General features: G+C 67.3%; 19 protein-coding genes. 5 read left to right on the forward strand and 14 right to left on the reverse strand.

All coding sequences use genetic code 11. The features are described from left to right. Positions 1 to 686 precede the first annotated feature (686 nt). The 7 genes from ACWCPQ_RS05645 to ACWCPQ_RS05675 form a co-directional block, all read right to left on the reverse strand. Positions 687 to 2,264, reverse strand: coding sequence for an MFS transporter (locus ACWCPQ_RS05645; RefSeq protein WP_449895142.1), 1,578 nt, complete (start codon positions 2,262 to 2,264; stop codon positions 687 to 689). Then, positions 2,261 to 3,334 carry an ABC transporter substrate-binding protein gene (locus ACWCPQ_RS05650; protein WP_449895145.1) on the reverse strand — a complete coding sequence of 358 codons (1,074 nt, stop codon included), beginning with the start codon at positions 3,332 to 3,334 and terminating at the stop codon, positions 2,261 to 2,263. The genes ACWCPQ_RS05645 and ACWCPQ_RS05650 overlap by 4 nt, the downstream gene beginning before the upstream one ends. A gap of 44 nt (positions 3,335 to 3,378) precedes the next feature. Next, positions 3,379 to 4,107 (reverse strand): ABC transporter ATP-binding protein, encoded by a 729-nt coding sequence (locus ACWCPQ_RS05655; protein ID WP_449895147.1) that lies wholly within the window; start codon positions 4,105 to 4,107, stop codon positions 3,379 to 3,381. Beyond that, a complete protein-coding gene (locus tag ACWCPQ_RS05660; RefSeq protein ID WP_449895150.1) occupies positions 4,104 to 4,949 on the reverse strand; it encodes an ABC transporter permease in 846 nt (281 codons plus the stop codon). Before ACWCPQ_RS05660 ends, ACWCPQ_RS05655 begins: the two co-directional genes overlap by 4 nt. A gap of 151 nt (positions 4,950 to 5,100) precedes the next feature. Then, complete coding sequence (locus ACWCPQ_RS05665; protein ID WP_449895152.1) at positions 5,101 to 5,565, reverse strand: MarR family winged helix-turn-helix transcriptional regulator; 465 nt, start codon at positions 5,563 to 5,565, stop codon at positions 5,101 to 5,103. 405 nt (positions 5,566 to 5,970) lie between these two features. Then, on the reverse strand, positions 5,971 to 7,452 hold the full coding sequence (locus tag ACWCPQ_RS05670) for an alpha/beta hydrolase (protein WP_449895154.1): 1,482 nt from the start codon (positions 7,450 to 7,452) through the stop codon (positions 5,971 to 5,973). A 416-nt stretch (positions 7,453 to 7,868) separates the two neighbouring features. Beyond that, complete coding sequence (locus ACWCPQ_RS05675) at positions 7,869 to 8,342, reverse strand: MarR family winged helix-turn-helix transcriptional regulator (protein WP_449895157.1); 474 nt, start codon at positions 8,340 to 8,342, stop codon at positions 7,869 to 7,871. Between the two features lie 88 nt (positions 8,343 to 8,430). Between ACWCPQ_RS05675 and ACWCPQ_RS05680 the strand changes: the two genes are divergently transcribed. Further along, on the forward strand, positions 8,431 to 8,997 hold the full coding sequence (locus tag ACWCPQ_RS05680) for a YceI family protein (RefSeq protein ID WP_449895159.1): 567 nt from the start codon (positions 8,431 to 8,433) through the stop codon (positions 8,995 to 8,997). A gap of 66 nt (positions 8,998 to 9,063) precedes the next feature. Here the strand turns inward: ACWCPQ_RS05680 and ACWCPQ_RS05685 are convergent, their stop codons facing one another. Both ACWCPQ_RS05685 and ACWCPQ_RS05690 read right to left on the reverse strand, forming a co-directional pair. After that, a complete protein-coding gene (locus ACWCPQ_RS05685) occupies positions 9,064 to 9,861 on the reverse strand; it encodes a zeta toxin family protein (RefSeq protein ID WP_449895161.1) in 798 nt (265 codons plus the stop codon). A gap of 47 nt (positions 9,862 to 9,908) precedes the next feature. Then, positions 9,909 to 10,895: a zeta toxin family protein gene (locus ACWCPQ_RS05690; protein WP_449895163.1), complete on the reverse strand. Its 987-nt coding sequence runs from the start codon at positions 10,893 to 10,895 to the stop codon at positions 9,909 to 9,911. A gap of 402 nt (positions 10,896 to 11,297) precedes the next feature. Here ACWCPQ_RS05690 and ACWCPQ_RS05695 point away from each other — a divergent pair, with 402 nt between their 5' ends. From ACWCPQ_RS05695 to ACWCPQ_RS05710, 4 genes are all read left to right on the forward strand, one after another. Continuing rightward, positions 11,298 to 12,779: a cryptochrome/photolyase family protein gene (locus ACWCPQ_RS05695; RefSeq protein WP_449895166.1), complete on the forward strand. Its 1,482-nt coding sequence runs from the start codon at positions 11,298 to 11,300 to the stop codon at positions 12,777 to 12,779. A 161-nt stretch (positions 12,780 to 12,940) separates the two neighbouring features. Then, a complete protein-coding gene (locus ACWCPQ_RS05700) occupies positions 12,941 to 13,615 on the forward strand; it encodes a TetR/AcrR family transcriptional regulator (RefSeq protein ID WP_449895168.1) in 675 nt (224 codons plus the stop codon). A gap of 28 nt (positions 13,616 to 13,643) precedes the next feature. After that, a complete protein-coding gene (locus ACWCPQ_RS05705; RefSeq protein ID WP_449895170.1) occupies positions 13,644 to 16,274 on the forward strand; it encodes a PEP/pyruvate-binding domain-containing protein in 2,631 nt (876 codons plus the stop codon). After that, positions 16,271 to 17,092, forward strand: a complete 822-nt coding sequence (locus ACWCPQ_RS05710; RefSeq protein WP_449895171.1) for an alpha/beta hydrolase — start codon at positions 16,271 to 16,273, stop codon at positions 17,090 to 17,092. Before ACWCPQ_RS05705 ends, ACWCPQ_RS05710 begins: the two co-directional genes overlap by 4 nt. Positions 17,093 to 17,162: 70 nt before the next feature. Here the strand turns inward: ACWCPQ_RS05710 and ACWCPQ_RS05715 are convergent, their stop codons facing one another. The 5 genes from ACWCPQ_RS05715 to ACWCPQ_RS05735 are packed head-to-tail and all read right to left on the reverse strand — an operon-like array spanning position 17,163 to position 21,829. Continuing rightward, the gene (locus tag ACWCPQ_RS05715; RefSeq protein WP_449895173.1) at positions 17,163 to 18,197 is read right to left on the reverse strand and encodes a branched-chain amino acid ABC transporter permease; all 1,035 of its coding nucleotides are present in this window, start codon (positions 18,195 to 18,197) and stop codon (positions 17,163 to 17,165) included. Continuing rightward, complete coding sequence (locus tag ACWCPQ_RS05720; RefSeq protein ID WP_449895176.1) at positions 18,194 to 19,078, reverse strand: branched-chain amino acid ABC transporter permease; 885 nt, start codon at positions 19,076 to 19,078, stop codon at positions 18,194 to 18,196. Before ACWCPQ_RS05720 ends, ACWCPQ_RS05715 begins: the two co-directional genes overlap by 4 nt. A 17-nt stretch (positions 19,079 to 19,095) precedes the next feature. Then, a complete protein-coding gene (locus tag ACWCPQ_RS05725) occupies positions 19,096 to 19,803 on the reverse strand; it encodes an ABC transporter ATP-binding protein (RefSeq protein WP_449895178.1) in 708 nt (235 codons plus the stop codon). After that, positions 19,800 to 20,597, reverse strand: coding sequence for an ABC transporter ATP-binding protein (locus ACWCPQ_RS05730; RefSeq protein ID WP_449895181.1), 798 nt, complete (start codon positions 20,595 to 20,597; stop codon positions 19,800 to 19,802). The genes ACWCPQ_RS05725 and ACWCPQ_RS05730 overlap by 4 nt, the downstream gene beginning before the upstream one ends. Beyond that, positions 20,594 to 21,829: an ABC transporter substrate-binding protein gene (locus tag ACWCPQ_RS05735; protein ID WP_449895183.1), complete on the reverse strand. Its 1,236-nt coding sequence runs from the start codon at positions 21,827 to 21,829 to the stop codon at positions 20,594 to 20,596. The genes ACWCPQ_RS05730 and ACWCPQ_RS05735 overlap by 4 nt, the downstream gene beginning before the upstream one ends. Between the last annotated feature and the right edge of the window lie 545 nt (positions 21,830 to 22,374).

The following is a 22,374-nucleotide window of genomic DNA, read 5'->3' on the forward strand; positions in this document are numbered from 1 at the left end:
GCGGATCCGCGAAACGCAGTCGCCAGGGGCTGATATCCGACTCGTCCAGGGTGCCCAGCTCCGCCGGGATCTCCTCGGTGAAGTAGTGCAGGTACGGCGTGACATCGGCGTTGATATCGGCGACCGCCCGGCGCACCCCGCGGTCGATTGCCGCGTAGACCTCGGGATCGACCTTCTCGTCGGCGATCTCGGCTCCGGTGTAGAACGCCTCCGCGATCAACCGGTACCCCTGCTTCAGCGCGAGGCTGATGTAGGGCTCCATCAGCGCCACCGCTTCGACGGTACCGTCGCGCAGCGCCGCGAACCGGTCCGCCGGACCCCCGACGTGCACGACTTTCAGTTCGTCGGGCTCGACGAACCCCTCGAGGGTCTGGATCGCGAGGTAGTGCGAGCCGTGGTGGAAGTTGACCGCCACCTGCTTGTTGCGCAGGCCCTGCGGGTGCAACACATCGGAGTCTGGGCGGACGAAGATCGCCTGGCTGGCGATCGCGGCGCGCTGGGTCACGATCCGGCCGCCGCGACCCGAATCCTGTGCCCGCCGAACCTGTCCCCATTCGCACGCGCGATACATCGACACCTCACCGTCCTCGAAACCGCGGGAGATCCCGCCGAACGAGCTCACCAGGTGGTGGTCCTCGATCGGTTTCACGCTGACGTTGTAGGCGCCGGGCGCCACGAGCTCGAGATCAACGCCCTCGTCGAGAAAGTAGCCCTTCTCCAGCCCGACCAGGTACGGGAGCGTGAAGATCGCTCCGGTCCGGACGCTGGTGATCTTCGGCAGGGGCGTTTTCGTTTCGTCGGTGCTCATCGGAGCGTTCCTTTCCTAGGGTGTCGTCGACCTCGGACGGGGTCGAGTCGGGGGCCGCCGGGAACCAGCGATTCGCGGCAAGGAGCGCGAGGACGGCCGCGGCTGCGGTGGCCGCGTACGCGATTCGCATTCCGGAGGTGAAATCGTGGGCGGAGACCTGGCCCGGCCGCGCCAGGAATCCCGCGACGGAGACGGTGATCGCGCCGAGCACGGCGGTCCCCAGATTCATCCCGACCTGCCGCGAGGTACTGGTGATAGCGCTGGCCGAACCGGCACGTTCGCGAGGTAGCGCCGCCACGGCCGAGGAGGTCGCCGGTGGATTGGCCATGCCCATCCCGATACCGAGGAGCGCGAAGGCCACCAATATCCAGCCGATCGGCGAGGTCGTCGACGCCATGGACGCGAGCGCCGCCATAGCGGTGATCAGGAAGAGGAAAGCGAGCAGAACGGGTTTTCGCGGACCGTACCGGCCGAGCAACCGCCCGGAGACCTGCGCGGCGACGAGAGTGCCGGCGGTGAGCGGTAAGGCCATGAGCCCCGCCTCCCACGGCGAGTATCCGCGCACCTGCTGGAGATAGAGGGTATTGACGAAGTTCATTCCGGTGAGGCAGAAATAGGAGAACCCGGCCGTCAGCACGGCCCCGCGCAGCTGCGGCCGGCGGAATACCCGCAGATCCAGGACCGGATCGACAGCCCGCCCCTCCACCCGGACCACGATCGCCACCGACACCGCGGCCGCGCAGAGCGCGAGCAATGTCGTCGCCGAGAGCCAACCTTCGCGCGCCCCGCCGGACAGGGCGAAGGTGAGCAGGAACAATGTGGCGGCGATGGAGAGATGACCGGCCGGGTCGATCCGCCGCCGGAGCCGCGGCACCGGGGATTCCGGCACCCACCGCAGGGCGATCACGACGAGCGCCGCGAACGGCAGGCAGATGAGAAAGACGCTGCGCCAGCCGACCACTGCGACGAGCAGCCCGCCGATCACCGGCCCGAGCGCTGTCGATACTCCGGCGGTAGCGCTCCAGGTGCCCAGTGCCCGGCTGCGCGTGACCGGATTCTGGAATACCCCGGTGAGCAGCGAGATCGAGGCGGGGGTCATCAACGATCCGCCGATCCCCTGCGCGACCCGCCAGACGATCAGCTCTGCGAAACCGGACGAGACGAAGCACAACAGCGAGGCGGCGCCGAAGAGAACGACCCCGGTCCGGAAGACCCGCCGCGGGCCGAAGCGGTCGGCGAGGGAACCCGCGAGGAACAAGGTGCTGCCGCGCGCCAGCGCATTGGCCACCACGACCCACTGCAATCCGGCCACATCCAGCCCGAGATCCGCCTGGAGTGCGGGCAGCGCGACCACCAGCGCGGAGGTGTCGAGCGAGGACAGGAACAGGCTCGCACAGCAGGCCAGCAGGGCCGTTCGTGGGTATCGCGGCGGCTGCGCGGCCGCCGGACCGTTCAACTCAGGCTTTCGTAGACCGGCCGCTCCGCGGTACGCGACAGCAGGCCGATATCGAGGGCGACCCGGATCTGCTTGTCCATATTCGCGAACAGGCTCTTGTCCCACGCCGAGGGATAGATATCGCGCAGCCGCTCCGGCAGCAGATCGATGGCGGCCTCCTCGTCGGCCGGTATCCCGAATGCTTCGTAATGCGTGCCGAGCAGGGCGGGGTCCGCGGTGATGAGCGCGTTGGCTTCCGAGCGCAGTGCGACGAACCGGGCCGCGGTATCACGGTGACGTTCCAACCACGGGCGGTTGAACGCCGCCCCGTTGAGGAACAACGGATTCGGGTCGCCGGTCCCCTGCTGCCACAGCTGCGAAACGGTCGCGACCTGCCGGTTGCCCTGCGCGACCAGGCGGGTGGCGTTGGGCTCGATAGCGATGATCGCGTCGAGGTCACCGCGCTCGTACAGTGCGAGGTTGGCGATCGGCTGGCCGGGGAAGATCTGGAACTCGCGTTCGAAGTCGATTCCGTTGACCGCCAGGCCCAGTGCGGCCGCCTTGTAGGTATCCGAACTCGCCGGTTGGACACCGATCCGCTTGCCCCGTAGGTCCTGCACCGAGGTGATATCGCTGTCCGCGGGAACGAGCCACCGTCCGTGGTTCCACAGCTGCGGTCCCACGATCACCACATCGTGTCCGGAGATATTGGCGTCGGTGGCGCCGAGCGGTCCGAAGGCGAAGGTGTCGAGCAGGCCGGTCAGCAGGTTCTCCTGTCCGGTACCGACACCACCGCCACCGTCGCGGACCAGGTCCAGCCCGTGTTTCGCTTCGAGTCCGAACTGGTCGGTGATCGGATCGATCACCGACCCCGCGGTACCGGGTTGGACGGCGCCGACCTTGATCGGCCGCAGTGGATTTCCGTTCGCGTCGACCGCCGGTGCGGTGTCGTTGTCGCCACAGGCGACGAGCAACGCACCGAGGCCCAGTCCGCCGACGAGTGCGGCGCCGGCCCGGAGAGCCCGGCGGCGGGAGACGGCGGGGCCCAGCGCCGCTTCGCGAGTGAATATGTTGCCACGTGTTGCGGACACGAGGTCTCCGTTTCTGGATCGGTTCGGTATCAGGCGCTTCGGTATCACGCGATATGCGCGATGATGTCGCGATGCAGGTCGAACAGGGTGGCGTCCTCGGTGGATCGTGGCCGGGTGAGCGAGACGCGGATGTCCTGCACGATCCGGGCCGGGCGGTCGGCGAGTACGACGACCCGGTCGGACAGGAAGGCCGCTTCGAGTGCGTTGTGGGTGACCAGCAGGCCGGTGACCGAACGCTCGACCAGCAGGGTCTGCAACAGCAACCGCAGCTTGCGGCCGGTGAGTTCGTCCAGAGCGCTGAACGGTTCGTCGAACAGGACGATGTCCGGGTCGACCGCGAACGCCCGTGCCACCGCCGCGCGCTGGCGCTGCCCGCCGGACAGCACCGAAGGATATGCGTCGGCGTACTCGCGCAAACCGACCGCGTCGATGAGTTCCGCGACAGCGGATACGTCGCGCCCGGCCGATTTCGCGGCGATCTCGATGTTGTCGGCCACGCTGATCCAGTCCAGCAACCGGGGCTGCTGGAAGACCATTCCCACCCGGGCCGGCGTCGCGGGCGCGCCGACCCGGATGACACCTGAATCCGCGGTCTCGAGTCCGGCCACCAGGTGCAGCAGGGTCGTCTTGCCGGTCCCCGACGCTCCCACGAGTGCTACGAGCTCACCCGGTGCCACATCGAGCGAGAAGTCCTCGAAAACCGTCTGGACGGTGCCGTTCTTCTTGCTCACAAAGGATTTCGCGATGCCGCGCAGTTCGATTCCGGTACTCATACCGTGGACTCCTTACGCCAGCGGGCGACCCGCCGTTCCGATGTCTGGAGCACGCCGTATTCGATGGTCGTCATGACCAGTGCGAAGGCGATCGTCCAGGCGAGCACGCCCGCCACGTTGTGATTGGAGAACTCCAGGTTGAGTTGATATCCGACCCCGCTGGCCATCCCGAAGATCTCGACCAGCACGATCACCTTCCACGCCATGGCGATGCCCAGCCGCGCACCGGTGAACAGCGAGGGCGCCAGCGCGGGCAACCAGATCCGCCGCAGCCGGGTCCACGCGCCGAACCGGTACACATGGGCCATCTCGAGCAGCTGCGGGTCCACATCGCGTACGCCCTGGGTGATGTTGACGATGAGGGCGGGCGCGGCCGCCAGGGCCACGGCCAGGATCGGATTGGCCATGCTGATGCCGAACCAGATGACACACAGCAGCGCTTTCACCAGTCCGGGCGTCACCAACCCCAGCAGTACCGCGGGCTCGAAGAAGCGCTGCACATACTTGTTGCGCCCCATGGCGATTCCGAGTACCACGGCAACGACGAAGGCCGCCGCGAATCCCAGCAGTACCCGGGTCAACGTCACCTGGAGATTCGCCCACAGCGAGCCACTGCTCCACAGCCCGACCAGTTCGTCGGCGATCGAGCCGAGCGTCGGCACCAGCGGGCTGTTCATCCGCGCGGCCATGACATTCCACCCCACCGCCAGCAGAATGATCAGCGTCAGCGGCGGAGCGATCACCCCGAGCAGCGAGGTGGCGCGCGAGGCCGTGGTCGGTCGGCGGATCGCGGGTGTCCGACCCGCCCGTTCGGCCGCGGGCTCTGCACTCAGGACGGTCATGAGAATCCGTTCGATCGGCCGGCCACGCGGATGCGTGCCCGGCGGAGCAGGGTGAATTGTGTGCGGGGCCGGTCCCGGCCGCGCGGAGGTCAGTCGGTGATGTGTGCGCGGGCTGCGCACGCCGGAATGCTCCGGCAACCGCGCCGAGTCGTCAGGACGAGCGCGGGCCGGTTGCCGACACCAGCAGTTCCAGCCCGTCGCCGAGCGCGACGATCGTGGCGATCTGTTCCGGTGTGAGCGTGGAGATCCGGTCCAGAACGATCTCGGTGAGCTGTCGGCGACTGCGCAGGAACAGTTCGCGGCCGGATTCGGTCACTTCGATCAGGTTGACGCGGGCGTCCGCGTCCGAGGTGCGGCGCAGCACCTCCCCGGACTCCTCGAGCTTGCGTACCGTTCGCGATACGCTGGCCGGATCCACACCCTCGTGTGCCGCGAGTTCCGACATCGACAGCGGACCGAATTTCACGATCGCCGCGAGTGCGCTGCGCGCCGACTGGTTGATACCCGCCCGGTCCATCATCCGGAACTGCCGTGCCACCTGGATGAGCGCGACCTGCACCCGTTCCACCGCTGCCACCTGCTCCTCGGTCGTAGTCGAAGAGTCGGGCAGCGTCATGGGCGGATCCTTCGGGCAGCGGCATCTCGGACGGGGTGACCCGACACATTGTGGTCATCGTGCAGGTTCCCTTCGCTAGCAGGTGGCCGGCCCTTCGGCTCGAACCGACGACGAAAGGTTAACAACTATCAAGTAATAATCCGGGCGGCCGACGCGCGCCCGCTGCTCCCCGCGCCCCGGTGACCGCCACCCGCAGCGCGGAGTTCTGCCAGCTCGCGGCGGCTTCTCCCGGGAAGACCGCGATCCGGCCCGGCTTTCGGATCGCAGCGATCCGAATATCCGGCACGTACCGACCGGGCCGATCGATCGGGGCCCGGAACCCGGCGCCCGGCCGAATGCCCGCAATATGTGCCGGATGTCCCGTCGGGGTCGCCGTCCCGCCCCAGGCATGTCTCGATGCCGTCGTCAGGACGGGCCGCAGGACATATCGTTCTCGGGCATGGCGCCGTCGACCAGATAATCGGTGGTGATATCGCGCGCGCAGGCATTGCCGCCCAGGACGTACACGCCGTGACCGCTCCCGTCGACGCTCACCAGACGTGCGCGATCGCCGAATTTCTCGCGCAGCAGCTCACCGCCGTGATACGGGGTGGGAACATCTCGCCTGTGCTGGACGAGCAGGACATCGGCCGGTCCGTCGGCGTCGATCTCGACCGGCGCCTCGGCGGGTTCGTGCGGCCAGAAGGCGCACGGCGTGATGTTCGCGGCGGCCGCACCGTAGAGCGGATACCGTTCGCGGTCCGCGGCCACCGCGCGCCGGTAATACCCCACGTCCTCGGGCCACTGGACATCGTTGCAGGTGACGGCCAGGAACACCGTCCACGAATTGTCGAACGAAGACAGATCCGGTTCCGCACCGAGATCCGGCAGCCGGCCGCCGGTGCGTACGGCCCGCCACAATTCGGCCAGCACGGCGTACCGCGACTCGGAGAACAGGAACGCGAACACGCTCGCCCGGAAGCCACCACCGTCGATACCCTCCACCGGCTGGGCGTCGAGCCGTCCGGCGAGCTCGAAGTATGTGGCACGCACCTCTTCCGGCGTGCGGCCGAGGCCGTACGTGACGTGTCGCGCCGCTGCCCAGGCCGCGAAATCGGGAAATGTCTGCTCCATACCCAGGGCGTAGCGGCGCATTCCGTCGGAATCCAGATGGGTATCACCGATATTGCTGTCGAGCACTATCCGGTCGGCCCGGTCCGGGAACAGGGAGGCATAGGCGGCGCCCAGCGCGGTGCCGTAGGAGAACCCGAGGAAACTGGCTTTCTCCTCCCCGAGCGCGGCACGGATCCGGTCCAGGTCGCGAGCTGTATTGGCCGTGGTCACGTGACGCAGACGGTCGTCGGTATCGTTGCGCCCGCACTGCTGCGCCACCCCTTGCACGACAGTCGCCCGCTCGGTCACGGCCGCGTCGTCGACCGCGTACGGCGGAATATTGCCGACATAAGCTCCCGCTCCGGTGAATCCACAGTTCACCGGAGCCGAATGCCCTATCCCTCTGGTGTCCATACCGATCACGTCGTAACTGTCCGTCACTTCGATGGGCAATCCGCGCGCGACCAGAAACGCGGGAAACGCCAGCCCGGACCCACCCGGACCACCCGGATTGAGCAGCAGGACCCCGCGCCGCTTCGCCGGGTCCGGGGCGGACAACCGAGAGATCATGATGTCGATCTCGCCGCTTCCGGGATCGGAATAATCCACCGGCACCGGCACGGTGGAGCAGTCCAGCCGGGACGGTACGGCCTCGGCCGTCACTTCCTCGGGACACGCTCCCCATCCGAGCGGCGGGACGGCCCCTTCCACCGCGCACCCCGTGACGAGCGCAGCGGCGAGGCCGATCACCGCCGTCACCGCGAGACTTCGCACCACGCCGGAGTTTCCGATCATGTGGCTCTCCTCCTTCGTGCGGGACCCGACAACCAGCCAACAGCGTGCCGCAGCGGCACAGTCAAGCCCTCCGCGCTGTACGCGCGGGCTCGGTTGCCGCATCCCGGACCGCGCCGGCACCGGTTCCGCGGTGGCCGACCGTCCAGGATCACCATCCGGAGCGACAGCGGGGAGGATGAAGCGATTCGAATAGTGGCCGGCGGCAAGCGACTACGCCGATGCCGGATTCTCTGGAGAGTTCGGCCTCGACGACGAGGCCTGGCCGATGCCCGAGACGAACGACTCGGGCTCGGGCGAAGGTAGCCGCGCTCGCCGACGGTCCGGCGGCTCCACTGCTCGGCTGAACGGCCGACGCACAGACCCGGGACCCAGCCCGTTGCGGCGCGTCGTCACGAGCTCCCGAGCCGTTCCCCGGCTCAGGCCGATCCGCGGTCCGATTCGTCCAGTTTCTCGAGGATCCGGTCGGCAATCGATGCCAGCGCGTCGACCTGATCTTCGGTGAGCGCGTCGAATACCAGTTCACGCACGGTTTCGACATGTCGGGGTGCCGCCTGCTCGATAGCGTCGCGCCCCTGCCCGGTCAGCACGATGAACGCCCCGCGGGCATCGTCGGGGCAGTCCTCGCGCAGGACCAGTCCGCGGCGCTGCATTCGTCCGAGATGGTGGGACAGCCGGCTCTTCTCCCACTGCAGCGCCTGCCCCAGCTCGCCCACCCGCATGCGGGGTTCGGGCCGATCGGTGAGCTGGACCAGCACGTCGAAATCGGACAGCGAAAGCCCGGAGTCGTTCTGCAGTTGCCGGTGCAGGTGGGCGACCAGCTGGGTGTGCATCCGCAGATATCCCCGCCAAGCGTGTCGCTCCCGCTCGTCGAGCCATCGCGTCTCGGTCATAACACCAGGCTAGCGCATTAGTTGACATATCACCAACATGGGCGCACCATCTAGGTGACACATCAACTACCGACATCGGAGGAACGTGATGACGACCGCGACGAACGTGAAAGAACTGAGCGGGACCTACGTACTCGACCCGGCACACACCCGGGTGGGTTTCGTCACCAGGCACGCGATGGTGACCAAGGTGCGCGGAGCGTTCAACGACTTCACCGGTAGCGCCCACTTCGACGCCGAGAACCCCGCCAACTCCTCCGGCGAGGTGACCATCCAGGCGGGCAGTATCGACACCCGCAACGCCGATCGCGACAAGCATCTGCGCAGCCTCGACTTCCTCGGGCTCGACGAACACCCCGAGATCACCTTCCGCTCGACCGCGATCACCCCGACCGGCCCGGACACCTTCGATGTCACCGGTGACCTCACCATCAAGGGCATCACCCGGCCGGTCACGGTCCCCTTCACGTTCGAGGGCCAGGCCGACGACCCGTTCGGCAACACCCGGGTCGGCTTCGAGGGTTCGGCCACCATCAATCGCAAGGATTTCGGGATCACCTGGAACGCCGCACTGGAGACGGGCGGCGTACTGGTCGCCGACAAGGTCGTGCTGGAATTCGAGGTCTCGGCCATCAAACAGGACCCCGCACACTGATAGCCCGCGGCCAGGCGGCCGCGGGCGGCCGCGGCGGGGCGGTCGATCGCGCCCGCTGCGGCCGCACTACACCGCGAGCGCGCCCCAGTTCCCGTGACGGGCTCGGTACCTCGCTCCGAGATGTAGGGACCGCTCCGCTTCGGGTGCAGTGACGAACTCGATGCGAACCAGATAACCGCAGTCATCGAATATCTTCGCGAATCCGGCGGTCGGATCGGGCGATTCCGCATCGACTTCCAGCAGGACAGCGTGACGGCCGGAAAGTGCGGCATCGAGCGCCATCGCCACCCAGCCCAACGCGTCGGCCATCAGCACTTCCCGGATCGCCGCGTCATCGGCGAGGATCAGATCCCACTGATGGGGATGGTATGCCAGATACAGTTCCGGGTCGATGACAGCGGGCGTCTCTTCTGTCCATCCGGCCAGCAGATTCTGTCGCACGGTGGTCTTACCGCTGCCCGGCGGACCTGCCACGATCACTGCTACCGGCTGCGCGCTCCGCGGAAGGGTCGCGAGAGTTTCCACCGCGATCGACTCACGGAAAATTCTCGAATGATCCTCGCGCTCCAGGCGATAGGCCGCTGGACTGTGACGCGGAGGAATATGTTCCCGAGGCGCCTCCACCTTACGAGTGAGCGTCGTACCCCAGGCGCGGATCTTCCGACGAACAGCCGCCGTGTCCGCCGGTTCCAAGCGGGACAGCTCAGCGAGGTAGCCCCGACGCAAATATTTCATCTGCTGGCGAACCGCGCTGTCACCGACGTACTCGGCGACCGATTGGACGGCACTGCACTGCGCCATGAGACTCGTCGCGATTTCGACTGCGCACTCGTAATACAGGCTTTTGTCCTCTTCGGGAATCATACGTCCACCATCTCCCTGCCTGTGCCCGGTCTCAGGCGCCGGATCGCTCACTCGGTTCGTGTCAGCCATGGTTGCGCTTGCTCGACGACTCGGTCGAGGTCATCCAGCAACGACTGCAATTGTGCGGCCTTGGCCGGAGAGTGCGAAGCGGTCGACTCGATCTCGGATTCGAGTGTTCGGCGGGTTTGTTCCGCTCGCTCGACGAAGGCGAATTTCTCCTCCGCGGAAGGGGGGCGATTACGCTCTGCCTCGTAGGCGGTCCAGGCACCCTCCGGGTCCTGCTTAGCCCACTCTCCGGTGGCGAGCCTCTCGTTCACGTACAGCACATCGGTCCGCGAACGAATCGTGATGCGGTCCACCGGTACCACCGGGGCATCCGACTCCAGTGTACGAATGAATTCCGATACCTTTACCGAAGCGCTCTTCTGGACATCAGGATCCACGTATCGCCCGGAACCGGCCTCGAGCCATTGGTCGACGCAGCGGACGATACTCGACAGGGCACTTTCCTCGTCGGGCACCGCGATTCCGACGAATTCGCCTCGATAGTCCTCGGCGAGAGCCTTCTTCGCCATATCCAGTTCGCCGCGTGCGCTCATCCCTCCGGCGCTCTCGTACGCGATGTTGAACCGGTTCCCGATCGCGTGATCCAGTGCCATCGAGCGGAGCACGAAAGTGTCCGGCAGGAAAGGGCGACCAGTGGTGACGGCATTCTCGGCGAGCACCCTCTCGTAATCCGAGTGATACTTCCGGTAGGCGTCTCCGGCCACCCGCGCCGCCCCACCGCGATCAGCGAAGGATTCGAGAATTTCGTGCACCGCCGTGGTCTTGCCTGCTCCGGGCTGCGCCGAAACCAAGACAAGGGTAGGTCGCTCCATAGAGGTCAGCAAACGCCCGTCCGGCGCGTATCGGAGAGTCTCGGGAACGACCGAGCCGTGAAACGTATCGGACTTCTTGATCTTCTGCACCTGCATGACGACGCTCGCAAGAGCCTTGTTCTTGCGCATGACCTGTGCACCCAGGTTCAGCACCACATCCTGCAGCCGATTCCTGGCTTCGGGTAGCAGATGTCCGATTCTGCTCATCGGCCCCACCAGGAAACACACTCCGGCGGGACCACCGGTTGCCGACCCGGCATCATATACGGCATAGGTCATACTCTAGAGCCCGCGATGCGAACTATCGGCATGGTTGCCCTCCGGTCCGAGAACCACCACCGAGGTGTCGTTCACCGATACAGCTGCGCCACCTCACCCGATCGCGCCGACCAACCCGCCCGGGATCGCCGACGGCCGGTGCACTCGGTTCGGCGATCCTGGTGCACAGCCGGCCGTTCCCGGCGTGGTGCGCGCGGGTCGCCGCGCAAGCCGGTTAGCCTCGGTCGTGCCCGAATCAGCCCACTCGCACTGCCACCGGAAGTCAGCGGGGAACAACAGATGACGGGTGAGGCAACGCGGCGATGGTGTTTCGCCGACCAATTGGGCCCGCATTTCCTCGATACCGCCGACCAGCCGGTCCTGCTCATCGAATCCCGTGCCGTCTTCGGGCGCCGACGTTTCCATCGCCGCAAGGCGCATCTGGTGCTGTCGGCGCTGCGTCACCGTGCCGCCGAACTCGGCGAGCAGGCGCTCTTTCTCCGGGCCCATACCTACCGCGAAGCTCTCGACCAGGTGCGCGACCGGCTCACCGTATGCCAACCCACATCGTGGGCAGCCGACCGATTCGTGCGGACACTGCCGGACGTCGAGGTCCTGCCCGCCCGTGGTTTCGCCACCGACCGGACCACCTTCGAAGACTGGGCGCGCCCACGATCGGGTCTACTGCTGGAGGATTTCTACCGCGACGCGCGGCGCCGGTTCGAACTGCTGATGGACGGCGCGCAACCCGCCGGTTCACGCTGGAACCTCGACACCGAGAACCGCGAGCCGCCACCGAAGTCGATCCGGCTCGGCGTCCCACAGCCGTGGTGGCCGGCCGAGGACGAAATCGACGAACAGGTGCGCGCGGACCTGGACCGCTGGGAACGCGACGGCACCGTCTCGTTCGTCGGGAACGACGGTCCACGGGAATTCGCGGTCACGCGCGCCGAGGCACTGACAGCGCTGCGGCATTTCCTGCACGACCGGCTCCCGCATTTCGGACCGTACGAGGACGCCATGCTGGCCGGCGACCCGTGGATGGCACACAGCCTGCTCTCGGCACCGATGAACCTCGGTCTGCTGGACCCACTGGAGTGCGCGTACGCCGCCGAGGATGCCTACCGCGACGGGCACGTCCCCCTGGCCGGAGCGGAGGGATATATCCGGCAGCTGATCGGATGGCGGGATTACATCTGGCATTCCTACTGGCATTTCGGCCGGCAGTACCGCCATCGCAACGAGTTCGCGGCCCGCCGTCCCCTACCCGGATGGTTCACCGATCTGGACGCGGACGCGGTGCAGGCTCGGTGTCTGCGCGACGTTCTGGCCGATGTCCGTGAGCACGGCTGGGTCCACCACATCCCGCGGTTGATGGTGCTGTCGAGTTACGCCCTGCAACGGGGCTGGCGACCCGCCGCGGTCGCCGACTGGTTCCACCGCTGTTTCGTGGACGGTTACGAATGGGTGATGATCGGCAACGTGCTCGGGATGTCGCAGCACGCCGACGGCGGACTCCTGGCCACCAAGCCCTACACCTCCGGCGGCGCGTACATCGACCGCATGAGCGACTATTGCGGCGACTGCCGGTATCGACCGGATCGGCGGGTCGGTGAGCAGGCCTGTCCGTTCACCGCCGGCTACTGGTACTTCCTGTGGCGCAACGAGAAAGCGCTCGCCGGTAATCGGCGCATGTCCCGGCCGCTGGCCGGATTGCGCCGCCTGACCGATCTGGACGATCTCGTCGTGCAACAGCGGGAACTCGGCGACGCACCACCCTGACCGGCGTCGTTCCCCGGCGGCGGCCGGCCCACCGAAACGACTGCGCGACAGTGGCTCGAGAGCATCGGGGCTCCCGGATGCGCCGACCTTGACGCCAGCTCGAGACACCGCGTACAGTCGGTTTTGACAAATTATCGAATTTCGTCAAAAGGTCAAATTCTGTGGTCGGCGATCGAGAACGCGAACAGGCCATCCTCGACGCCGCGGCGGAGCTGCTGCTGCGAGCCGGGTACAACAAGCTGACGATGGGCGATGTCGCCGAAACCGTCGGGCTTCACCGGGGGTTGGTCTACCTGCGGTTCAAATCCAAGGACGAGCTCGTCGAGGCGGTGACCCGCCGGGAACTCGACCGCTACGCCGAATCGTGGAGCGAACATCTGCGAGCGGATCCACGCGGCGGGAGCGTGGCCAGCGTTTACCGGGCCATGGCCGCAGCATTGCGGGAGCTGCCGCTGGCCGCGGCGATCGTCGCCCGCGACGTGGACGTCTTCGGAAAATACCTGCGCAAGAGCGGCAACTCGGCGGTCCGTGTCGAGCATTTCGGCACCCGGGAATTCGTGCGCATGATGCAGGAGGCGGGCGCGGTCCGCGCGGATATCGACGGCGACGCCGTGGCCTTCGTTCTCGATTCCCTCACCCCGGCACTTCGAGAAACCTTCCCGCACCGACGTGACGCATCCGGTCAACCGGACCTCCCCACCACCGAAGCCGTCGTCGGGGCGTTGTCCGAGCTACTCGAACTCGGCCTCACCCCACCCGCGGCCGCCGACCTCGAAGCGGGCAAAGCCGCCCTCCTGGACATGCTTTCGACGCTCCACAGCCGGCCGTCCACCTGACCCGACCGCCATCCGAACGGACATCATCATGAACAGCACCGCTGTCGAGCAGGATCCCTACACACTCGGGCTGGCCGATCCGAGCGCCACACTGGAATGTGCGGGCGGCAAGGGAAGTTCACTCGCCCGCCTGGCGAAGGCGGGCCTACCCGTGCCGCCGGGCTTTCACGTCACAACGTCGGCCTACCGGCGATTCGTCGCGACCGGCGGCCTGCACGATCGGATCGTCGCCGCAGCCGCCACAGCGGTACCCGATCGGCCCGATTCCTGGGACAGCGCAGCCGCCGAGATCGCCGAAGCGTTTGCAGCACAACCAATTCCCGACGACATAGCAGAGGAGATCGGCGCCGGATATCGGGCACTGGGCGAAAAGCCCGTCGCGGTACGTTCCTCGGCGACCGCCGAGGATCTACCCGATATGTCGTTCGCGGGCCAGCAGGAGACCTTTCTCGATATCCGGGGCACGGATGCGGTACTCGCGGCGGTGAAACACTGCTGGGCCTCGCTGTGGACCGGCCGCGCCATCGGCTACCGGGCCCGCAACGGCGTCGAATCCGGCGCGGTCGCGCTCGCGGTCGTGGTCCAGGAGCTGGTTCCCGCCGAAGCGGCCGGGATCGCCTTCACCGCAGATCCCGTCACCGGCGCCCGCGACCGGGTGCTGATCGACGCGGCCTGGGGCCTCGGTGAGGCGATCGTCGGCGGGCTGGTCACCCCCGACACCTTCGTGGTCGCGAAGGCCGACGGTGACGTACTGCGGCAGGACATCGGCGACAAACAGGTTATGACCGTTCGCACCCCGGACGGCACCCGTACGGACCGAGTGCCCACCGACCACCGCAATCGACCGGCGCTGTCGCCCGCGCAGGCATCGGATCTGGCCCGGCTCGCGGTCCGCGTCGAACGGCTCTACGAGCAACCGATGGATATCGAATGGGCGCTGCACGATCGGCGCCTGTTCATCGTCCAGGCTCGCCCGATCACCGCGCTACCCGATCCCACCCTCACGGACCCGGCCTGGACGACGCCCGATCCGCACGGGCGGTACGTGCGCGGCAGCGTGATGGAACTGTTGCCCGAACCGCTGTCGCCGTTGTTCGCGACGCTCGGCATTCCGGCGTGGGCGCAGGCCACACTCGACCACTACCGGCGTATCCGGCTGCCGTACTTCGACGAACCGCTCGCGGTGGTCAACGGATACGGCTACTACAACGTCGACTACACCGGATCGTTGCTGCTGCGCATGATGCTGGCGCAACCCAGATTCCTGACCACCACCCTGCCGCGGTACTTGCGCTCCGCGGCACCACGTTGGACCGAGTCACGGAATCGCTATCTCGAAACGTCACGTGACTGGCAAGAACTCGACAGTAGTGGTCTGCCCGCCACGCGGCTGCTGACCGGCATCCGCGAGATAGTCGACGAGGCCGCGGCGTACTACCTCACCATCCAGAGCGGGGCCCTGCCGGCGGCATACACCAGCGAATCACTGTTCACCAAGGCCTACAACAGTATTCGCCGGACCGGTGATCCGGCAGCTGCGACTCTCCTGCTGGGTTTCGACAGCAAACCGATCCGGGCGGAGCAGTCACTGTTCGACCTGGCGGCCTGGGTACGGACTGCGCCGGGACTCACCGAGCGCATCACCCGCCTGCCCGCCGAAGCACGTCTCCGGCTGAGTACCACGCCCGGTGCGGATGAACCGGCCGATTCCGCGTGGCAGGAGTTCCGCGCGCGGTTCCGCGCACATCTGACGGAGTTCGGCGACATGGTCTACAACCTCGACTTCGCCGAACCACTGCCTGCCGACGATCCTGCGGCCCAGTTGCGCACCCTCGAGTACTTCCTCGGCGACGACGCCCCCGATCCACATCGGCGCCGGGACGCCGCGAGAAGGACTCGCGACGAGGCAGTGCGCGTGCTCGCACGGAAACGTCCGGGCCTGCGTCGCGCGCTGGCGTTCCGGCTACTGGCCTGGGCTCAGGCCGCCGCGCCGCTGCGCGAGAACGCCCTCGCCGATGTCGGCGTGGGCTGGCCGGCGGTACGGCAACTGCTGGCCGAACTGGGGCGGCGCCTCGCCGCGGCCGGGTCGCTCGCCACGGCCGAGGATGTGTACTGGCTCGAACTCGACGAGCTCGCCATGGCGGCGGCCGACCTGGATGCCGGTACAGCGCCACCGGATGCGCGGCCCGGAGTCGAGCAGCGTCGTGCCCGGTGGCGGGCGCAACGCGCACTGGCCGCCCCGCACACGCTGCCGGTCGGTGGCGGCAAGAAGATCCTCGGTATCCGAATCGGGGAAGATCGGGATCACAACTCCGGCCCGGCCGTCGCCGGGACGCCCGGCAGTCCGGGACGAACCACCGGTCCGGCCCGGATCATTCGCGGCCCCGAAGAGTTCGACCGGATGCGGCCCGGCGACGTATTGGTGGCACGGATGACCACACCGGCCTGGACTCCACTGTTCGCACTCGCCTCGGCGATCGTCACCGATATCGGTGGCGCCCTCAGCCACAGCTCGATCGTCGCCCGGGAATACCACATTCCGGCTGTCCTCGGCACCGGCAACGCCACCGAAAAGCTGCACACCGGGGAACAGGTCACGGTCGACGGCGACACCGGCGTGGTCACCGTGCCCGCAGAATGCACCGGATCGGAGAAATGACGATGCTGCTCGGCGACGAAATCGTCCCCCTCGTATCGGATGCTCACCCGCCGGATCCGGCCGCCGAGCCGTACGGGCAGCACACGGTCATCCCCGAGATCCAGGGTCACCGCGATCTGGGAGTGGTCCGCAACGTCACGCGCGCAGCGCTCACCGTGCACCGGCCCGATCCCACCCGGGCGACCGGTACCGCGGTAATCGTCTGCCCCGGTGGCAGCTTCGTCGTCCTCACCGATACGGGCACTCGTATTGCGCGCAAGCTCGCGACGCAGGGGATCACCGCTTTCGTCTTGCGATACCGTCTGCTGCCCACTCCAGCCGACGATGCGGAATTCCTACGCGATTGGGGCGCCGTCGATCTCGGCCGGATCGAGGCGCATTCCCGCGTCGCCACCGCGGATGCGGGGCTCGCGATACGGACGGTCCGTGCGCGATCAGCCGACTGGAGTGTCGATCCGAATCGGGTGGGCATCATGGGATTCTCGGCGGGGGCGATGCTGACCGTCGAGGCTGCCACCGGATACGACACCACATCCCGGCCCGACTTCGCCGCGGCCCTCTACCCGCCGGTCTGGCACGAATACCGGATACCGCCGGACGCGCCGCCGCTGTTCCTCGCCTTCGCCGCCGACGACGAGGGCGACGGTGTCGTCGAGGGCTGTACCGCGTTGCAGCGGAACTGGTTGCGCGCCGGTCGCCCGATGGAAGCGCATGTCTACGAACGCGGCGGCCACGGCTTCGCCGAGCAGGATCGCGGCCTGCCCTGTGACGGCTGGCTGGACCGATACTCGGAATGGATGCGGATGCACGGGATCTGACCGGTCGAGCGCTACGGCCCTTCGGCCCACCGTGGCGCCCGGCACCGGACGAGCTGTCCCGCACCGACCGTCACGAGGCCGCTACCGCGGCGGGGCCGCCCCGCCGACGGCCGGGGACGCGCGCCACGACCGGACCGAACCCCCGCCGCACGAAGCTGATCACCCCGTAGGGCAGAACGAAGATGAACAGGATCAAGGCCGCACCGTAGGTGATTCCGGCGGCCGACTGGTCGATATCGGCGGTCCACTGCGGTACGTACACGACGAAGAAAGCGCCGAACACCACCCCGGGCACCGTGCCGAGCCCGCCGACGACGATCATCGTGATGAAGGCGATCGCGAGCGGCAGCCCGAATGCCTCCGGGCCCACGTACTGCACCACGAAGCTGTAGAGCACACCGCCGACACCGGCGAGCGCGGCGCTGAACGCGAAGATCGTCGTCTTGGTCCGGGTCGCGTTCACACCCAGGGTGGTCGCTACCGCTTCGTAGTCACGGATGCCGATCAGCGAACGCCCGATCCGGCCGGTGGCGAGCCTGCGCACCACCAGGTACGCGACGAACGCCACGACGAGGCACAGATAGTAGACCCACTGGTCCCGGGCCAGTCCGGTGAATTCGGGGGCCTCGGCGCCGAAGATGTTGATACCCGCCTGCCCCTCGGTGACATGTTCGAACCGCTTGATGACCGCGGGCGTCACCAGCGCCAGCCCCAGGGTGGCGAGCGCCAGCTGGAGTCCGTGCAATCGCAGCGCCGGCAGCCCGAACAGATAGCCGACGAGATAGCCGACCGCGAACGCGATCGGGATCAGCAGCAGATACGGCACCCCGTGGTTCTCCACCAGGACCGCGCTCAGATAGGCGCCGAGCGCGAAGAAGAAGCCGTGACCCAGGGAGATCTGACCGGTGTTGCCGGTCAACAGATTCAGCCCGAGCCCGACGACGATGTACACCAACACCATCGAGCGATCGAAGTTCACATACGGCGCGGACACCAGCGGCGCCACCGCCGCGATTCCGACGACCAGGATCACCGTGGCACAGGAGAGCCACAGCGGCGCGTCGAGTTCGGCCTGTGGCCGGCGCAGGATCTGGAGCAGTCTCATACCCGTGCCACCTTCGCGACGCCGAACAGCCCTTCCGGCTTCAGCAACAGCACGCCGAGGATGAGAACGAGCGCGACCGCCTGCTTGAAATCGTGGCCGATCCAGGAGATGTAGGTCCCGGCCAGGTTCTCGGCCACCCCCACGCACAGGCCGCCGACAATCGCGCCGACCGGACTGTCGAGTCCGCCCAGGACCGCGGCCGCGAACGAGTAGATGAGCGACGCCACGAGCATATTCGGCTGCAGGAACAGTTGCGGCGCCGCCAGGGACGCGGCGAGCGCGCCGATGGCGGCGGCCAGACCCCAGCCGATCATCAGCATCCGGCCGACCGGGATGCCGATCAATTGCGCGGAATCCGGGTTACCGGCGGCCGCCCGCATCGCCAGCCCCACCCGTGTCCGCTGGAACAGGGCGAACAGCAGCGCGGCGACCACGACGACCGCACCGACGATCACCACGGACTGCCGCGACATCACGACCGGGCCGAGCGTGATCACCGGACCGGACACCACTGCCGGGAACTCCCGGCTCTGCACTCCCCAGATCCACCCGGCCGCGCTGTTGAGCAGGAGCATCAGCCCGAGTGTGATGATGACGAGGGGCATATGGTCCGACGAACCGGCCAGCGGCCGGATCAGCACCCGCTCGGTGGCGGCGCCGACGCAGAACGCCACCACCATCGCACCGCCGATCGCGAGGTACAGTGGTGCACCCCACTGGTGGAACTGCCATGCGAAGAACGCCGAGAATATGGCCATCTCGCCCTGGGCGAAGTTGACGATCCCGGACGCCCGGTAGACCAGGACGATACTGAGCGCGAGCGCGGCATACAGCGCGCCCCACGTCAGCCCGTCCACCACTTGCTGCGCGAACACTTGCATGAACAGATCTCCTGTGGTCAATAACCGAGGTAGGCGCGCCGCACCGATTCGTCGCGGGCGAGGCTCTCCGCGGGACGCTGGGCGACGACGCGCCCGGCGTCGACGAGTACCGCCGACGATCCGATATCGAGCGCGAGGTGGGCATTCTGCTCGACGACGAGGATCGTGGTGCCGGTGTCCTCGTTGATCCGGGCGAGCGCCCGGAACACCTCCTGAGTGATGCGGGGCGCCAGCCCGAGCGACGGCTCGTCGAGCAGCAGCAACCGCGGTCCGGCCACCAGGGCCCGGGCGATGGCGAGCATCTGCTGTTCGCCGCCGCTGAGCCCGGCCGCGGGCCGGCGCCGCCGCTCCCGCAGCCGCGGGAAGAAGTCGTACCACCGGGCTATCGCCTGCTCCGCGGCCGCGGTGGAGGTCGGGTAACCGCCGATCCGCAGGTTCTCCTCGACGGTCAGGTCACCGAATGTGCCCCGGCCCTGCGGTACATGCGCGACGCCCAGGCGGGCAATCCGATCCGTGCGCAGTCCGGAGATATCGCGCCCGTCGAACACGATCCGCCCGGTGGTGTGCACCATCGCGCAGATCGATCGCAGAATGGTGGTCTTCCCGGCACCGTTGGCACCGAGTACCACCGTCACCTCGCCCGCGGGCACCGCGAAATCGATGCCGTGCAGCACTTCCGCGCTGCCGTAGCGGGCGTGCAGCCCCTCGACGTCGAGCAGGTTCACGCCGCACCTCCCAGATACGCCTCGACGACCTCGGGATGGGCTGCCACCTCGGCGGGTGCGCCCTCGGTGACCTTCCGACCGAAGTTCAGCACCACCACCCGGTCCGAGATCGACATCACCATGGCCATGTGGTGCTCGACGAGCAGTACCGAGAATCCCCGTTCGTCGCACAGCGCACGGACCGTACCGGCGAGCTCGAGCACCTCCTCGTGGATCAGCCCGTTCGCCGGTTCGTCGAGCATCAGCAACCGCGGTCGCTGCATCAGCGCCCGAGCCAGTTCGATCCGTTTGCGGGTGCCGTAGGACAGATTCCCGGCCGGCTCCGATCCGATACGCGCGAGCTGCATCGAGTCGAGCAGCGACCACGCCTGTTCGCGTTCGCGACGCTCCTCGCGCCGCGTCGGCGACAGGCCCAGGGCGGTGCGGACGAACCCGGCCCGGGTGCGCGAGTACGCGCCGGTGAGCACGTTCTCCACCACCGACATCGTGGGGAACAGCCCGATGTTCTGGAAGGTACGCGCGATCCCGGCGCCCGCGATCCCGGCGGCGGGCAGGGCCAGCAGGTCGGTGTCCCCGAAGGTGATACGGCCCGAATCCGGTCGATAGAGACGGCTGATGCAGTTGAACAGGGTCGTCTTGCCCGCGCCGTTGGGGCCGATGAGCCCGACGATGCGGCCGGGTTCGATCGAGAACGAGGGCCCGTCGAGCGCGACGACGCCGCCGAAGCGCAGCCGCACCTCCTCGACACGCAGTACGGGTGCCGCCCCGGCGGCAGCGGTGTCCGGCACGGTCATTCCTCGCTGCCGCGGGTGACCACAGCGTCGTAGTGCCAGCTGCCGTCGCGGAATGTCATGGGCGCCATGGAGGTGATCACGTACGGGTAGTCGGCAGTGGTGTCGAAGGTGACGCCCTCGATGGACAGGTCCGTGGTCACGCCCCGCATGTTCCCGACGGCGTCGAGGAGGTCGGCGCGGGTGCAACCCTTCATCTGTCCGAGGGCGGTCACGAGCAGCTGCGCGGTGTTGTAGCCGGTGGCCGCGATGGTGTCGGTGGTCTTGATCTTGCCCGCATTGCGCTCGGCGAAAGCCCGCCACTTCTGCACTCCGGGACGGGTGTCGTGCTCGGTGCTGCTGACGTCGTAGATCCAGTAGAAGGAATGGATCCCTTCGGCGGCACCGGGGCCGGCCGGCGCGAGCACGAAGTTCGTATCGGTGGCGCCCGAGTAGATGTAGGTGTCGGGCTTCCAGCTCAGCTCGTTCGCCTTCTTCAACGACTGGGTGACGAAACTCGCGGTCGCGAAATTGACGAATACATCGGCGCCGGAGTTCGCGAGGTTGACGATCTGCGAGTCCACCGACGGTGTCGTCTGCTCGTACGACTGCTCGGCAACGATTCGGGTCCCGCTGCCCTCGAGTGCGGATTTCAGTGCGTCGCGGCTCCCGGCGCCGAGACTGTCGTTCGGGTACAGCACCGCGATCTTCGCCTGAGGATGGTCGCGCAGGATCTGTTCGGCTCGTTTCGACACCTCCCAACCGGTCTGCGGATTCACCGCTCCGGCGACGACGGGACGCTTGTCGTGGGTGGCGAGGAGTTCATCGGTGCCGGTCATCGGGAACACCAGCGGCACGTTCTGCTGGGTCAGATAGTCGACGACGGCCAGGGTGGAGGCGGTGCCGATCAGATTCTGGACGGCGAACACCTGGTCCTGCTCGACCAGCGACCGCACATTGCCGACGGTGCGCGCGGGGTCGTAGCCGTCGTCTTTCGCGGTGTACACGATCCTGCGGGATTTTCCGTCGCCCATCGCCACTCCCCCCGCGGCGTTGATCTCGTCGAACAAGGCTGTCGCCGCGGCGGCCTGCGCACCCGCGACGGACTGCATGAGGCTGGTGCCGAACCTGATCTCGGTATCGGTGATACCGGGGTCGCAGTCGCCCGAGGCGGTCGCGGTGTCGCGACCCGAGCAGGCGGTGAGGGCAGCGGTGGCGCACAGGGCTGTCAGGCCCACGGCGAGAGTACGTTTCATTGTCGTTCCCAGAGTGTGCGGAGATGCGGAAGGCAGGATCGCCGGCTCGCGCGCGGCGGGGTGCGGGCGGATCGGGTCAGGCGAGCACCGTCGTTCCCGGCGTGTCCTCGCTCCCCCGGCGACCCCGATCGCCCAGTCGCCGGCTCGGTTCGCACCTATCGGTCACGGATGCGGTCATGCTGCCTCCTCGGCACTGCCCAACTTATGACGTGACAGTCATGTCAACTTGACGAAGTGTGACCGGGAACACGAGCCCTGTCAACCGATCGCAGCGCTCCGCACCGCAGGCGGGCCGGCCCGAACGCCGAACCTGTTGCGCTCCGCGCAATTACACTCACACTGATCCGGACGGACCATTGCCGGACGGCGCCTCTCTATCATCGACTCTGCGCTCCGGTGCATCCGGAGCGATATCGACGGCATCCGGCCGTATTCCGCGGGCATTCGCGGAACAGGTCACCGCCGGGGGGCTGCGACACATTGTCGGCCGACCTCTCACCGTCTACCGACAAAGAAATGTTGAAACTGTGTCCGATCAGCTCACT

It is taken from the genome of Nocardia sp. NPDC001965, from assembly GCF_053594175.1.